Genomic DNA, 14,211 nt, shown 5'->3' with positions numbered 1-14,211 from the left:
CAACCAGCCCAGCAAGCGCAACCAGCACCCGGCGCCTACCTCCGGCGACCTGCCCACGGGTGCAGGGAACGACACACAGAACACGGAAAGACTCAAGAAAAGGAGCCGTCCATGGCGCGTTATTGCGCCTGTCTGGCGCCCTCCCCCGGACGGGCTCGCGACCACCTCGCCGCGATGGGCGCCACCGAGCGCACAGCGCGCGGCACAGCGACACCCGGCACAGCGACGCCGGGTGTCGCCCTGCTCATGGACGAACCCGGTCACGCCGACGGCCCCTTCGTCGTCCGCGGGCTGACGGCCATCGGCGAGGTCACCGTGCACAACCGCGCGGAGTTGTTCGCCGCGCTCGCCGCCGTAGGCGAGAACCCGCCGCCCGACTGTGCCGATGGTGAACTGCTGTTGCGCTGCTGGGCACGGCTGGGCGAGGGCGGCGTCGCCCTGGCGGAGGGCATGTTTACGCTCGCCGTCCTGGACGGCTCGGACCTGGTGCTGATCCGTGACCACGTGGGCGCCCGCACCCTTTTCTACGCTCGCGCAGACGGCTGCTGGGCCGCCTCGTCGTCGTTGCGAGCGTTGCGGCGCTGGCCCGCTTTGGGCGCTGGGCTGAACATGGCCGCCGTCCGCTCCTTCTTGACCTTCGCCTATCTGCCCGGCGAGGAGACGCTGCTACGCGGCGTGCGCGAGGTGCTGCCCGGGCGAGTGCTGCGGCTCGCGGCGGACGGCACGGTCACCGAACAGGTGCACTGGGAGCCACGCGAACACCTTGCGGACCCGGAGCAACGAGACCCTACGGACACCGTGCTGGACCTGCGCGCCGCGCTGGAAGCGGCCACCGCTCGGCGGCTGCCTGAGGCCGAGGCCGTTGGCGTCCTGCTGTCTGGCGGCATCGACAGTTCCCTGGTGACGGCCCTGGCCGTCAAGTTGCACACGCATCCGGTGCGCACGTACTCGATCAGCTTCGGCAATGAATTCCCCAATGAGCTGGGGTACTCAAGCCTGGTCGCCGCGCACTGCCACACGCGGCATCGGGTGCTGACCGTCTCCGGCGATGCCGTGGCCGCGCGGCTTCCCGAAGCGGCGGCGCTCATCGACAATCCGGTGGGTGATCCGCTGACGGTGCCCAATTTGCTGCTGGCCGAGACGGTGGCGGGGGAAGGGCTGCGGGTGGCCCTCAACGGGGAGGGCGGGGACCCGGTGTTCGGCGGTCCGAAGAACCTGCCGATGCTCGTCCACGAAATGCACCAGGACCCGGCCGGGCCCGGCGATGACCGTGCCACCGCCTATTTGCGCTCCTACCGCAAGTGCTGGACCGATCTGCCCGACCTGCTGACGGCCGAGGCCCTTCGGACACTGGCCGATGCACCGGTGCCGCAGCGGTTCGTCGAGCCCTATCTGTCCGGGCCGGATCGGATGACGTATCTACTCAACCAGTTGCTGCACTGCAATTTGCGCACCAAGGGCGCGCACCACATCCTCACCAAGGTGGAGCGGCTGACCGCCTCGCAGGGGATACAGGGGCGGTCGCCCCTGTTCGATCGCCGAGTCATCGACCACGCCTTCGCCACCCCGCCCGGGCTGAAGCTGCGCGGCACCGTAGAGAAGTGGGTGCTGAAGGAAGCCGTGCGGGACCTGCTGCCCGCCACCGTCGTGGACCGGCCCAAGAGCGGGATGCGGGTGCCGGTGCAGCAGTGGCTGCACGGGCCGCTGCGAGAGCTCGGCAGCGATCTGCTCCTGGGCGCGTCCGCACGGCAGCGCGGGCTGTTCCGCCCCGACACGGTGCGTACCTGGATGCGCGGCGAGGGCACCCTACAGCCTCGGCACGGCAGCAAGCTGTGGCTGGTGCTCACCCTCGAACTGTGGCTGCGGTCCTACGAGCTATGAGCGCGGCGTGATCGAGCGGGCAAAAACGGCCCGTAGGCCGCGCCGTGTGCACCATACGAGTCGGCACCAGGAGGACCTGAGCCCATGGACACCCCGATATCCGCTACGCAGCCCAGCAGCCCAGAAACCACCGCGCAAACCAGCACCCCGGCGACCACTGTGCGCTCCATTGCGCTGGTCGATCCCCGCACCGGGCGGGTACGCGGCACGGTGCAGGGGGCGCGTAAGAAGGAGGTCGCGGCGGCCGTCGCCGCGGCGCGCACAGCGGCGCACGCCTGGCGTGAGCGGACTCCCAGGGACCGATCGCGGCGCCTGGAGCGGCTCGCCACGCTGGTCGAGGAGCACGCGGCCGAGTACGTGGCTCGGGAGCAGGCCGGGACGGGCAAGCCGGCGGCCGAGGCGGTGGGCGAGGTGGAGCAGGTCGCCGATCTGTTCCGGTTTTACGCTTCGGCCGCCCGCACGCAGCTGGTTCCGGCATCGGGGCGCCTGGTGGCCGGGCATGAGAGCTGGGTTCGCTGGGAGCCGGTGGGCGTGGTGGGGGTGATCGTGCCGTGGAACTATCCGCTGATGATGACGGCGTGGCGTGGCGCGCCCGCGTTGGCCGCCGGTAACACGGTGGTGGTCAAGCCCGCCGAGACCACCCCGGACTCGCTCACCCTCTTCGCCGAGCATGCCGCCGATGCGCTGGGCGATGCCGTGCTACAGACGCTTCCCGGCGACCGCAAGACCGGCAGGCTGCTGGTAGAGGCGGACATCGACATGGTGGCCTTCACCGGCAGCAAGTCCGCCGGCGCCGACGTGGTGGCCCGCGCCGGGATACGTCGAGCCAGCCTTGAGCTCGGCGGCAACGCCCCCGCGCTCGTGCTGCCCGACGCGCCCGATGACACCTGGGCGGAGCTGGCGCGGGCCTGTACGTACAACGCGGGGCAAAGCTGTGCCGCGCCCGCCCGGGTGATCACGCTGCGCGAGAACTATGAGACCGCCGTCGAGCGGTTGTCGGCCGCGATGGCCCAGCGGCTGGCCGGGCGGGACTTCGGGCCGCTCAACAACGCCGACCAGGCCGCGCGGTACGACCGGATCGTCGCGGCCTCCCGGGCCGGGCGGAACATCGCGGCCGAGATCGCGCCGGGGTCGGGCGAGGAGGGCGGAGTGTGGCGCGCCGCCCGGGTGTTGGCGGATGTGCCCGATGATGATCCCGCGGTCGTCGATGAGGTCTTCGGGCCGCTGCTGACCGTCCAGTGGGCGGCCGGCTTGGACGCGGCCATCGACCTGGCGAACGGCGTACCGCAGGCGTTGGCGGCGAGCGTATGGACGCGCGATGTGGGCACGGGGCTCGATGTGGCGGGCCGACTGAACGCGGGCGAGGCCTGGTTGAACTGCCATCTCGTTCAGACGGCGGAGCTCCCGCACAGCGGCAGGGGCGCCTCGGGCCATGGCACGGATTTGAGCGTCCTGGCGCTGCATGAGTACCAGCGACCCAAGACGATAACGGCCCGCTTGCTGGCCGGCCCGGCGTCCATGGAGCGGTGAGGACCCCGTACGGCCAGCGGGGCTGCCACCGGGCTCGTCGGGGCCCGCCCAGGTGTGGTTGACCAGGCGCGGCGGATCAGTTGCCGGGAAGGTGGAGCCAGCAGGAGTCTTCCGGCGCGATGGTCACCGAGCGGCCGGCGAGGTCAAGCCGAATGGGAGTCTCGTTGAAATCGGGCACGCTGACGCACAGCTTTCCCGACCGCATGCGCAGCGAGACGCCCCGGTGGCCGTGGAAGCGGGCGCAGAAGCCGTACTCGGATGGCTCCAGCAGTGGCGCCGCGCCGGGTTCAGCCACAGCGCGTCTTCGCGAGTTTTGAGGCCGCAGCCACCGAGTGAGGGTGCCCTGCCGCAGGTCGAGCTTCTGCCGGAAGCTGGTGAGGGTGGCGCTGTCAGGGGTGAGCCAGGGCCCGGGGGCCCGTCGCCCCGGCGGACTCGGTAGCGCACGGGCAGTCGGTGGGGAGTACGGGCTGACCCCGGGGCCAGCGTCGGGCAGGCCAAGAGGCGGGGCCGGCCGCAACCAGTTACGAGGCCAGCGAAGCTCCAGGCCCCCGTGCCTTGCCGCTTTGGGCGGGCCCAGGAGTGCGCGGGCGCCCGCGCGCTCCTGGGCAGTTTCTCGGCGTGGGGAGCGGGTCAGGCCGCGCGCGCCGGAGCCAACTGGGCCTGGCCGAACAGCAGCGCGTATCCCTCGGGCAACTGGGCGAGGATGTTCCGCACCAGGTCAGGACCTGCGGTGCGGGCCAGGACGCCGAGGACGGACCCGGCGTTCCAGCGCGCGGTCACCGGATCGAGGCCGGTGCGCGCGGCGAGCTCGTCCACGAACTCGCCGCCGGTGAGCCGTCGCGTAGCAGGGATCTGGGCGGCGAACTCATGAGCCGCTTCCGCCGGCAGGAGACGGGCCAATACCACCCGCTCATCGCCGACGAGCTGACGGCCCAATGCTGCCAGCACGGTACGCGTCACCTCATCGGCTTCCGCGGCCGTGGCGTAACAGCCGTCCTCCTGCACTGCCTTGATCAGCTCGTCGAACCTCATGCCCCTCTCCTGCTGTTCAGCTCGCCGCTCAGTGCGCATGGTGGTGTGATTGCCTTTCTCGTCGAAGGGGGAGCCCGGCTTAGGCCACGATCTGGCGGGGGGTCCCGCCTCCGTCGCCGATCTTGATTTTGCGGGGCTTGGCCTTCTCAGAGACCGGCATCCGCAAGGTGAGCACCCCCGCGTCATACGACGCATCAATGCGCTCAACGTCGAGCGTGTCGCCGAGCAGAAGCTGGCGAGTGTGTACTCCGGAAGGCCGCTCCGAGGCGATCATCTCCGCCCCGTCAGGCGCCGGTGAGCGACGCTCGGCCTTGACTGTGAGCACATTCCGCTCGACGTCGAGGTCGATGGTGTCTGGGTCGATGCCCGGCACATCGAAGTGCACGACGAATGCGTCGTCCACTCGGTAGGCGTCCATTGGCATCACGGCCGGGTGCGCGGCGGTGCCAAGGAGTTGCTGGGTGATTCGATCTAGATCACGGAACGCATCAGTACGCATGAGCATCACAGGTCTCTCCTCTCATCTCGAACTGCGTGCGATGCCCTACGCCTTCTTATATAGCTCGCCACCCATAAAGTTGACAAGAGGAGACTCAGGAAAATCGGCGAGTCCGTATCGCAGGCCGCACACGCAGCGGGCCCTGCCGAGGCTAAAGATCAACCTCGACAGGGCCCACCGCACAGCCCGTACGCGTCATGCCCCATCCGGAGACAAGGCCATGACGGTCACGGGGCTTCCGCGCCACACGACCTCAGCCGAATGGCACGAGTACCGCCGTGGTCATCAGGTGCGGTAGGCGTAGTAGAGGGCGCGCGGGTTGGACGCCACGATGCTCGCCACCGACTTCCGGTAAGTGTTGACCGAGTGGTACGTCAGGTACGGGACGCCACTGGAGCTCCGGTAAGTGGTCATCATCGTGTGGTCCTTGGAGCCATCCCGGTCGAAGTCCATCTGCATGACGTCCCCGACACCCATGTGATAGACGTTCGACAGGTTGGTGGCCCGCTTGGAGCCAAGCGTGAACCACGACCACTCGTTGGCGCCGACCCAAGACAGGGTCTGGTAGGAGGAGTCGTACCACCAGTTCCGGTAGTCCGAGTACACACCGGAGTCATGCTTCCAGCCGCCCGCCTTCAGGGCCTGGCTGATGAAGTTGGTGCAGTCCCCGCCGGCGTCGTTGAACTTCCGGTAGGCGGGGTTGTAGTTCTTCCAGTACTTCTCGGCGTAGGCCGCCATGGCCTTGTAGTTGTAGCCGGCCGTTCCCGGCGGCTTGGCCTGCGGCCTTGAGGGGCGCGCCGTGGCGGCGGGCTTCGCGTTGGGAAGCGCGACCGCGCTCGTCACCGTTGCCGTCTGGGGCTCATTGATCGCAACCGGGCCATCGTCCGTTGACCGCATGCCCGTCAGTTCCCACTTGCCGCCCTGGGCAAGGGCGAAGCTCAACTCGTGGTGGGCCTCGAAGCCGGTCGTCGCGGGCTCGTCGCCGCGGATCTTCTTGTACCGGAGCGTCGTGTTCTCGGTGACCTGAACGATGGCTCGGCTGCCCGTGATGCGGGTCTTGTTCACGGTGGTCTTGGTGTCGGCGGCGGTGTACGCCTCACCCAGAGCCGCAAGCCGGGCCTTGCGCTTGCCCAATGAGGACACGGCCGTGTTCTCCACCCGGGCCAGCGCGGCCGACAGGCGTACGGTGCCAGCGCTCTGCGGCGCCGCCCGACGCGCGGACCGACCGTCCACGATGGCGGCGGTGCGCTCCGTCAATACGGCATCGGCGATACGACCAAAAGACTGGGTCGTCGCGCTGTCCACCGTACGCGTCTTGGATTCTGCGCTCTCCGCCGCGCTCGCAGCCGACGCGGGCAGAAGTACGGCCGAAACGGCCACCGTCAGTGCCGCCCCGACAGCGGATCTGAAGGTCGTAGGTATCACGTTGTTTCCCCTTGTCACCCGGTCCGGACGGGCCGGAGACGGAATCTTCGCATGAACTCCCGATTTTTAGCGGGTATGTGAGGAGATTGTGGATCAACCGTGAGATGAACTCCGCGGAGGTGACCCACCGCCACCCGGCTAACCAGCGAACGCGCACCCCCGGAGGCAGCTCCCCCGACCCGCGGGGCATCCGCTTCGGGCGCATATGGCTCGCTGCGGTGCCTCACCCAACAGGCAAGGGAGGCGGGCCGATACGGGGCGAGTAGGCGGCCTCCTAGTCGCCGCGCGAATCACCAATAAATGCGTAAAAGGGTGGAAGCTCGGCGAAGCCCTCATCATGAGATGTGTCTGCCAAGTGAAGTGAGGAGGAACGACATGCCATCCAAGCGACGCCGCAAGAAGAAGGCGCGCCGCAAGAACGACGCCAACCATGGTCAATGACCGCAGTCCTGACCCATAGGCGGGTGCCATCAGACGCATTCGAGGCACGCGCCAACCGGGCTCCGCCGCCCCGACTGGCCTGTCGCGTGGCGCGGTGGGCCCGGCACCGCGCTCCGCTTGAGCGGCAGCGGCAGGTCTTAGCCGATGGCCTTGGCGATCAGCGCATACCGCTCATCGGTCACGGGGCCGCCCCAAAGGTTCGGATCATCGCTGAGACTTTCCACGCGCAGCTCAGCGACGAGCGGTCGCACATGGGCCGCAAGATCAGCGGCGCTCACGCCGCCATTCCACGGCAGCGCGCCCGCCCCGGCCACGTACGGCACGTCGGACTGGCCGGCCTCGCGCCACCGTCCCTCGATGAGTATCAGCGTGCCGCCCGGCCGCAAGCGCTTCGCCCACTCCCGTAGCGCCACGTCGGGATCGGGCAGGGTCCACACCAGATGGCGGCTCAACACCACGTCGTACTGGCGGTCCCCGGTGGGCGGCGCCGCCGCGTCACCAACCAGGAAGTTCCCCTCCAGCCCCGCGGCGGCGAACTTGGCGCGGGCTTGGTCGATCATCCGTGCGGAGAGATCGACGCCGGTCATTCGGTGCCCGGCCGCGGCAAGCGGCAAGGACAACGAGCCCGTCCCACAGCCAACATCGAGCACATCGACGGAATGGGACGGCACCCAGCCGTGCAGCAGGCTCGTCCACGCAGCCCGGACATGATCGGCTCGCAGACCGTGGTCGGGCTCGTCGTCGAACGATGCAGCCGCGCCGTCCCAATATTTGGTGATGGCGGCAGAGGTCTCAGTCATGTCGGCGATCCTCGCAGCCACCACCGACAATGCCACGGGCCCACAGCCCTCAGGCACCTGCCCCGTAAGGGAACCCACCAGGTCAAAGACCCGCCGCCAACCTCCGATAGCCCCACCGCCGGCCAGATGGAGGCAAGCAATCCGCCGGCGGCCGAGCGGGCGGAGGAAGTTCGTCCGCAAAGCGGGGTGGGATGGGCTGATGGGCCGTTGACCAGGCGTCTCGGTCGGTGGTCGTAGGCCCAGCGCAGGATTTCGCGCCCCGGGCCCACCTGCCAGCATCGCCACATGCACCCTTCCTGGCCCGCCCATCTCGACGTCGGTGCCGTGCGGTTCGCGCGCCCCACGGCCGCGTACGACGAAGTCCTCGTCTTCTACCGCGACGCCCTGCAGTTGCCCGTGTTGGCCCAATGGCGAGGCCACCAGGGGCACGACGGCATCGTGTTCGGTCTGCCCGGTACTCCGGTGCACATGGAGATCACCCAGCACGGCACCCCGCCGCGCATCCCTGAGCCGCACCCGGAGAACCAACTCGTGCTCTACCTGCGCGGCTCGCAGGCCGTGGCAACAGCAGTCGAGCAACTGGCCGCACACGGCCGCGCCCCCGTCCCAGCAGCCAATCCGTACTGGCCCGACCGCGGGGCGGTTGCCTTCGAGGACCCTGATGGGTGGATGGTCGTCCTCGCCCCCTGGGTCTTCGGTGAAGACCCCGTCCCGCCGGCGAACCCAGACCGCGGCTAGCGGACAACGGCCGCACGCCCGTCCTGGCAGCTCGCCAACCGCCCGGGGGCTGGCATCAGTTTTCACTGGCCGGCTGGCCTGATGTTCTTGTGCCGCACATGCTTCTAGCGTCATTCGGGTCGCAACAGCTTGATCAAAAAAGATCCGAACCATGCAAAGGAGCACGATGCGCATCGCATCGACGGTTGCCGCCGGGCTCGGCTTGACCGGTTTACTCGCGGGAGCCGTGCCCGCTCTCGCCGCACCCGCCCCACACTCGCCCACCTCGCACCACGCGCCGTCCTCCCCTGACGCCTCGTACCGGCACCAGCGCCTGAACTGGGGGCCGTGCTCGGCTGCGCAGGACGAGCTCCACACGGCAGGGGCCCAGTGCGCGCAGGTGAGCGTGCCACTCGACTACGCGAAGCCGAGCGGGCGGACGATCCAGATCGCCGTCTCCCGGGTCAAGGCGAAGAACCAGCGCGAGCGGCGCGGCGTGCTGTTCTCCAACCCGGGCGGGCCCGGCGGGACCGGACTGGCCAACACCGTGGCCCTGCGCCCCACGCTCAAGGAGGTGGCGGACCGCTACGACTTGATCGGCTTCGATCCGCGGTTCCTCGGCGAAAGCAGCCCCATCACCTGTGCGCCCGCCCCGCCGCCAGTGCCACCCGGGCCCACAACCAGCCCGCGGCAGGACTTCGACGATTCCGTGCGAACCTCCCAGGACACGGCGCGACGCTGCGTGGACCACGGGAACAACGCCGATCTGCTACCGCACGCCTCCTCGCGGAACGTTGCCCGGGACATGGACGCCATCAGGGCGGTGCTCGGCGAGCGCAAGCTGTCGTACTACGGCATCTCCTACGGCGCCGACCTGGGCGCCGTCTACACGCAGATGTTCTCTAGGCGGGCCGACCGCATCGTCATTGATTCCTCGACCGACCCGGCAGCCAGCCAGTACGAGCTGTTCCAGCGTGCGGGCGTGCCGCTGGAGGAGTCGCTCGATGAGTGGGCCACGTGGGCCGCTCGCCACGACGGCACGTATCGGTTGGGGACCACCCGCGCGGTGGTGCGCGCGAGCGTGCAGCGGCTGCTCGACCACGCCGAGCGGCGGCCGGTTGCCGTCCGGGACGACCGGTTGAACGCACCGCTGATGCGGCTGCTGTTCCGGCAGCTCATTCAGCACCAGGAGCACGATGCGGCGCTGGCCAGCGTGGTGCGGGACCTGGTGGACGCCGACGCGGGAAGGCTGACCGAGCCCGGCCCGGAACTCGCTGGTCTACTGGAGCTGCTGCACTCTCCTGACCTGGCCGACAGCATGGTGGGCGGGGCGCTGTTCATGTGCGGTGACGGCGGCTGGCCCGCCGGTGGTTGGCCGAAAGAGCCGGCCACGTACTGGAAGAACATGCAGCACAGCCGCGCCACTCAGCCGGTCTTCGGGCCGTTCGCCAACGGCATGATCGCGCCGTGTGCCTTCTGGGGGATCGAGCCTCGCGAGGCCGGCACCGCGATCGACAACGACGTCCCCGTCCTGATGCTCCAGGCACGGCGCGACAACAACGTCCCCTATGAGGGGGCGTTGGCGCTGCACCGCAAGCTCACTGGTTCGCGCCTGGTGACCGCCGATATTCGCTCGCACGGCGTCTACGGGCGTGGCAGCGAAGGGCTGCGGCCTGTGCCGTGCGCCGACCGGGCCGTCAACGACTATCTGCGCGGTGGTGCGTTGCCGGCCAAGGACCAGAGCTGCGCGCAAACCGTGAAGGCCGGGCAGACCGGGAAAGAGCAATGAGTGGGGAGCAGCCGGTGTTCAGCCGGCGCACCGGGATGACCGCTGCCGCCGCGGCGCTGCTCGTGGGGGCGTCCCCAGCGGTGGCGACCGCGGACAGCACATCGCGCCGAGGCGGGCTCTTTCGAGCGGACCAGGCCGGGCGTGATGAGGGCCTGCAACGGGACGTGGACGCGATCCGCGCGACGGGCGCCACCGGCGTACTCGCCGAAATACAGACGGCGCACGGTCGCGCGGCGGCGCGTGCCGGTGGGGCGGACCAGGGGGCGCGGCGCCCCGTGCCCTGGGACGCGTACTACCGCATCGGCAGCGACACCAAGACCTTCACCGCCACGGTCGCTTTGCAACTCGTCGGGGAGGGCAGGCTTGCGCTGACCGACACCGTCGATCACTGGCTGCCCGGCCTGGTGCGCGGCAACGGCAACGACGGACGGCGGATCACGGTCGCCAATGTGCTGCGGCAGACCAGCGGGCTCAACGACTATTTCTCGGCGTCCGACACGGGAGATGTTTTTACCCCCGATGGCTATCGCAAGGGCCGGTTCACCAGTCAGTCCCCGCGTGAGCAGGTGGCGGCGGCGCTCAAGCAACCGCCTCGGTGGCTGCCCGACGCCGACGATCCGGTCAGCGAACAGCGCTGGGGCTATGCCAACACTAACTATGTGCTGGTGGGCCTGCTGATCGAGCGGGTGACTGGCCACTCCTGGGCGCAGGAGGTCCACGAGCGCATCATCGAACCGCTGGGCCTGCGCCACACCCTGATTCCGGGCACCTCACCGTATGTGCCGCAGCCGACAGCCACGGCGTACACGGCCTTCCCCGGCACCACCGACCTCACGGACACCACCTTGGCCTATGCCGGCTTCGCTGACGGCGCCCTGATCAGCACGCCCCGGGACCTGGCCACCTTTTTACGCGCCCTGTTCAGTGGGCGGCTGCTGAGTCCGGCCCAACTGGCCGCTATGCAGGTAACAGTGGCGGCGGAGGGCTGGATAGCAGCGGCGGGCGTCCGCTACGGGCTGGGTATCGCCTGGCGACCGATGCGCGGAGATTTTGGCGGGATCTGGTTCCACGGCGGTACGCACCTGGGCGTGGTCTCGGAGAGCGGCGTACGCGCCGATGGCTCCCGCGCCGCGACCACCGCGATCTTCACCCTCCGCATGGAGGGCGGCCAAAAAGACGCGCAGGAGAAGGCGGCGCTACGGCTGGTGGACAACGCGCTGCGGACGGGGGCCGCGCCCGACTGAGCGGGCCGCGGAGCCCGAACTCCCGTGCCCATGTGCGCAGGCCACCCCAATTGTCAGTGCCCTCGGGTTCACTGGTTCCAGTCCGAAGGGAAGGGGACCACCGTGCGCGAAGCCCGCCACGCCACCCGCTGGAGCCAGCACGCCACCACGCCCCCGCGCGGCGCAGGCAGGAAGGGAGGCGCGATAGTGCTGGCGCCTTCGGCGGGAGCCGTCCGCGAGGGCACCCGGCCAAGGGGGTGGTGCGGTGATGGGCAAGGCGCGGCGTAAGGCGTCGGATGCGGGCACCGAAAGGGCAGGTAAGACGGCGAGTTCGGTCCATGCGAGTAATTCGGCCTCGTCGTCCGCCGCTGCTCATCCGCGGCAACCGCCCGGTCCGGACAGCGCCGCCGACCCTTCCGCCGAGCCGGGCAGCGACGGTCTGGACAGCGGCATCTCCGCGGCGGAGCGGGAGCTGTTCGGTGGGAAGCTGCGCTACGACTCGTCCTTCGTGCAGCATGAACAGCCGCTGCTCAAGGTGGGCTTTTGGGGCATGGCCAAGGCCCTGCCCCAAATGGTTGCGGTCGTGGTGCGCGCGGCCTGGGCAGCGGATCGGCGCGCCCTGTACGGCGTGGTGGCTGCGGAGTTGGGGCAGGGCCTGACCGCGGCCTTCGCCTTGGTGGCCGCCAACCGGGTGCTGACCGAGCTGTTCGCCCAGGGCCCGACGACCGACCGGTTGCGCATGGCCTTGCCCGCACTGGCGGCCATCACGGTGGTGGCCATGTGCTCGGCGGTGCTGGCCGCCTGGTCGGTGGCCATGTCCGGTCGGCTGGAACCACAGGTCGAACGGGCGGTCTCCACGCGCTACTACGCGGCGACCGCACGGGTGGAGTTGCGGGCCACCGAGGAGCCGGCCGTTCAACGCAGCCTGGAAGCAGGCAAGTTCGGCACCGACTCGGCCCGCCGGATGATCGGCTCATCGACGGCCGTGGCCAACGCCCTGATTGGGCTGGCCGCCGCGGGCACGGTGTTGGTCACGCTGCATCCGTTGCTGCTGCCGATGCTCTTGCTCGTGGCGGTGCCCAAGGGCTGGGGCGCGGTGCGCTCGGCGCGGCGGGAGTACGCCTCGCGACGGCACTGGGTCGATCACCGCCGGGCCATCGCCACGTTGCTTCAGTATGTGACGATGCCGCACGCCGCCCCGGAAATCCGGGTGCACGGCGCAGGTCGGCTGTTGCTGCGTGGTTACGAGGAGATGTCCGCCTCGATGGAGACAGAACAGCGCCGCCTCGCCCGCGAACAGGCGAGTACCCAGCTCATCGCCGCCGCGATCTCCGGTGTCGCCGCACTGGGGGTCTACGGGGTGCTGTGGCTGCTGCTGACGACCGGTGGCATGCCGTTGGCCGTGGGTGGCACCGCGGTCATCGCCATCCGCACCTCCACTGGCAAACTCACCGCCTTGGTGACCCAGCTCAACCGCACCTACGAGGAGGCGTTGTACCTGGCCGATACCGAGGAGGCGTGCGCACTGGCCGACCAGCACACCATCCCCACCGCGGGCAAGGCGCTGCCGAAACGGGTGCGCCAAATTCGGCTGGAGCGAGTGTCCTTCACCTATCCAGGCGCCACGCGGCCCTCGCTGGACGAGGTGAGCTTGACCGTGCCGCGGGGCACGGTGGTCGCATTGGTCGGAGTCAACGGCTCCGGCAAGACCACGCTGGCCAAGGTACTGGCCGGTCTGCTGCTGCCCACCGCGGGCCAACTGTGGTGGGAGGGTGACTGCGCACCCGACGACGGCCAGGAGGGCAGCAAGGAGGGACAGGAGGGCACCGGCGCATCGGCGGTCGAGGTGCGCGAGGCGGATCGAGCCGAGGTCTTCAGCCAGGTGGCCCTGCTGGGCCAGGACTTTCCGCGCTGGCAGATGTCGGCTCGTACCAATATCACCATCGGAGACGGGACCACCGCGGCCGATCAGCAGCGCCTGGAGCAGGCCGCCCGGGATGCCGACGCCCGCACCATCGTTGACGGCCTGCCGTACGGCTGGGACTCCATCGTCGTCAAGGGTTACGAGCGCGGTACGCAGATCTCCGGCGGCCAGTGGCAAAAGCTGGCCAACGCCCGTATCCGCTATCGGGCGGCGCCCTTCGTCCTCGTAGACGAGCCCACCTCGGCGCTGGACCCGCACGCCGAAATCGACACCTTCGCCCGGCTGCGACGCATGACCGACGATGGCACCACCCTGGTGCTGATCACTCATCGACTGGCCGCCACCGCGGCGGCCGACCACATCTACGTACTCGACCACGGCCGACTGGTTGAGGAGGGCGATCATGCGGCACTGATGCGGCGCAACGGGGGCATGTATCGCGCGATGTACGAGGCCCAAGCCGCGCAGTATGGCCACCCACCCACGCGGCAGGACGCACCGGCGACCGCCCAGCACGCGCCCACAGACCAGGCTGCCGCGCCGGCGGGGCAGGCCGCCGCACCGGCTCAGGGGCAGGGGCAGGCCGCCACGGCCTCGGAGGGAGGCGGATAGCGTCCCGAGAATGGATGGACGGGCCTCTCCGGAAGCGGGTGAGAAGGCGTGTGGGCCCCGGCAGCCAGCACGCCGGGGCCCGCACACCGGCAACCGACGTGCTGACATCGTGCTGATGGCATGGTGCTGACATGCTGTCGGCCTGCGTTCCGGTTGAGGTTCCCCCGAGATGCGGAAGATGGTGACAGAGGGTCAGATGGTTCTCATGAGAGGAACATCGACCATGGTTGCCCCAGGAAATACTCGCTGGAGTTGCGTGAGCGTGCGGTGCGGATGTATCGCGCCTCGGATCCGAAGCCGCAGATCAAGAAGCTGGCCGTCGACCTCGGCGTGCATCC

The 14,211-nt window shown here is 69.3% G+C and carries 12 protein-coding genes; 7 read left to right on the top strand and 5 right to left on the bottom strand.

Annotated features, from left to right (window positions below; translation table 11 throughout):
* The first annotated feature begins 111 nt into the window (after nt 1-111).
* On the top strand, nt 112-1,881 hold the full coding sequence (locus tag FHS42_RS32550) for an asparagine synthetase B family protein (protein ID WP_184579290.1): 1,770 nt from the start codon (nt 112-114) through the stop codon (nt 1,879-1,881).
* 84 nt (nt 1,882-1,965) lie between these two features.
* Entirely contained in the window at nt 1,966-3,411 is a 1,446-nt protein-coding gene (locus tag FHS42_RS32545) for an aldehyde dehydrogenase family protein (RefSeq protein ID WP_184579288.1), read from the top strand.
* 76 nt (nt 3,412-3,487) lie between these two features.
* Here the strand turns inward: FHS42_RS32545 and FHS42_RS32540 are convergent, their stop codons facing one another.
* The 4 genes from FHS42_RS32540 to FHS42_RS32525 all read right to left on the bottom strand — a co-directional run bounded on the left by FHS42_RS32540 (nt 3,488) and on the right by FHS42_RS32525 (nt 6,367).
* Nucleotides 3,488-3,706 carry a glycosyl hydrolase family 65 protein gene (locus FHS42_RS32540; protein ID WP_184579286.1) on the bottom strand — a complete coding sequence of 73 codons (219 nt, stop codon included), beginning with the start codon at nt 3,704-3,706 and terminating at the stop codon, nt 3,488-3,490.
* A gap of 335 nt (nt 3,707-4,041) precedes the next feature.
* Nucleotides 4,042-4,443 carry a DUF2267 domain-containing protein gene (locus FHS42_RS32535; protein ID WP_312867138.1) on the bottom strand — a complete coding sequence of 134 codons (402 nt, stop codon included), beginning with the start codon at nt 4,441-4,443 and terminating at the stop codon, nt 4,042-4,044.
* A gap of 79 nt (nt 4,444-4,522) precedes the next feature.
* Nucleotides 4,523-4,948, bottom strand: coding sequence for an Hsp20/alpha crystallin family protein (locus FHS42_RS32530; RefSeq protein WP_184579279.1), 426 nt, complete (start codon nt 4,946-4,948; stop codon nt 4,523-4,525).
* 279 nt (nt 4,949-5,227) lie between these two features.
* Nucleotides 5,228-6,367, bottom strand: a complete 1,140-nt coding sequence (locus FHS42_RS32525) for an amidase domain-containing protein (RefSeq protein WP_184579276.1) — start codon at nt 6,365-6,367, stop codon at nt 5,228-5,230.
* A 300-nt stretch (nt 6,368-6,667) separates the two neighbouring features.
* On the opposite strand from FHS42_RS32525, the gene FHS42_RS39530 reads away from it, so the two are divergent.
* A complete protein-coding gene (locus tag FHS42_RS39530; protein WP_512700948.1) occupies nt 6,668-6,808 on the top strand; it encodes a hypothetical protein in 141 nt (46 codons plus the stop codon).
* A gap of 137 nt (nt 6,809-6,945) precedes the next feature.
* Here FHS42_RS39530 and FHS42_RS32520 read toward each other — a convergent pair whose 3' ends face one another.
* On the bottom strand, nt 6,946-7,608 hold the full coding sequence (locus FHS42_RS32520; RefSeq protein WP_184579273.1) for a class I SAM-dependent methyltransferase: 663 nt from the start codon (nt 7,606-7,608) through the stop codon (nt 6,946-6,948).
* A gap of 285 nt (nt 7,609-7,893) precedes the next feature.
* On the opposite strand from FHS42_RS32520, the gene FHS42_RS32515 reads away from it, so the two are divergent.
* The 4 genes from FHS42_RS32515 to FHS42_RS32500 all read left to right on the top strand — a co-directional run bounded on the left by FHS42_RS32515 (nt 7,894) and on the right by FHS42_RS32500 (nt 13,873).
* Entirely contained in the window at nt 7,894-8,346 is a 453-nt protein-coding gene (locus FHS42_RS32515; protein WP_184579270.1) for a VOC family protein, read from the top strand.
* Between the two features lie 166 nt (nt 8,347-8,512).
* Nucleotides 8,513-10,114, top strand: coding sequence for an alpha/beta hydrolase (locus FHS42_RS32510; RefSeq protein WP_184579267.1), 1,602 nt, complete (start codon nt 8,513-8,515; stop codon nt 10,112-10,114).
* Complete coding sequence (locus FHS42_RS32505) at nt 10,111-11,358, top strand: serine hydrolase domain-containing protein (RefSeq protein ID WP_246495730.1); 1,248 nt, start codon at nt 10,111-10,113, stop codon at nt 11,356-11,358. The genes FHS42_RS32510 and FHS42_RS32505 overlap by 4 nt, the downstream gene beginning before the upstream one ends.
* Nucleotides 11,359-11,605: 247 nt before the next feature.
* Nucleotides 11,606-13,873, top strand: a complete 2,268-nt coding sequence (locus FHS42_RS32500) for an ATP-binding cassette domain-containing protein (RefSeq protein WP_221477088.1) — start codon at nt 11,606-11,608, stop codon at nt 13,871-13,873.
* Nucleotides 13,874-14,211 lie beyond the last annotated feature (338 nt).

The sequence above is a fragment of the Streptomyces zagrosensis genome (assembly GCF_014203645.1).
GTDB lineage: Bacteria > Actinomycetota > Actinomycetes > Streptomycetales > Streptomycetaceae > Streptomyces > Streptomyces zagrosensis.
The sequence above is the reverse complement of the archived record's forward strand: the minus strand, read 5'-3'. Positions and strand labels throughout refer to the sequence as shown.

What these genes read in the sequence shown, in the direction of transcription:
- FHS42_RS32550 (WP_184579290.1), top strand. Translation starts at nt 112, where the DNA reads ATGGCGCGTTATTGCGCCTGTCTGGCGCCCTCCCCCGGACGGGCTCGC.
- FHS42_RS32545 (WP_184579288.1), top strand. Translation starts at nt 1,966, where the DNA reads ATGGACACCCCGATATCCGCTACGCAGCCCAGCAGCCCAGAAACCACC.
- FHS42_RS32535 (WP_312867138.1), bottom strand. Translation starts at nt 4,443, where the DNA reads ATGAGGTTCGACGAGCTGATCAAGGCAGTGCAGGAGGACGGCTGTTAC.
- FHS42_RS32530 (WP_184579279.1), bottom strand. Translation starts at nt 4,948, where the DNA reads ATGCTCATGCGTACTGATGCGTTCCGTGATCTAGATCGAATCACCCAG.
- FHS42_RS39530 (WP_512700948.1), top strand. Translation starts at nt 6,668, where the DNA reads ATGCGTAAAAGGGTGGAAGCTCGGCGAAGCCCTCATCATGAGATGTGT.
- FHS42_RS32520 (WP_184579273.1), bottom strand. Translation starts at nt 7,608, where the DNA reads ATGACTGAGACCTCTGCCGCCATCACCAAATATTGGGACGGCGCGGCT.
- FHS42_RS32515 (WP_184579270.1), top strand. Translation starts at nt 7,894, where the DNA reads ATGCACCCTTCCTGGCCCGCCCATCTCGACGTCGGTGCCGTGCGGTTC.
- FHS42_RS32510 (WP_184579267.1), top strand. Translation starts at nt 8,513, where the DNA reads ATGCGCATCGCATCGACGGTTGCCGCCGGGCTCGGCTTGACCGGTTTA.
- FHS42_RS32505 (WP_246495730.1), top strand. Translation starts at nt 10,111, where the DNA reads ATGAGTGGGGAGCAGCCGGTGTTCAGCCGGCGCACCGGGATGACCGCT.
- FHS42_RS32500 (WP_221477088.1), top strand. Translation starts at nt 11,606, where the DNA reads ATGGGCAAGGCGCGGCGTAAGGCGTCGGATGCGGGCACCGAAAGGGCA.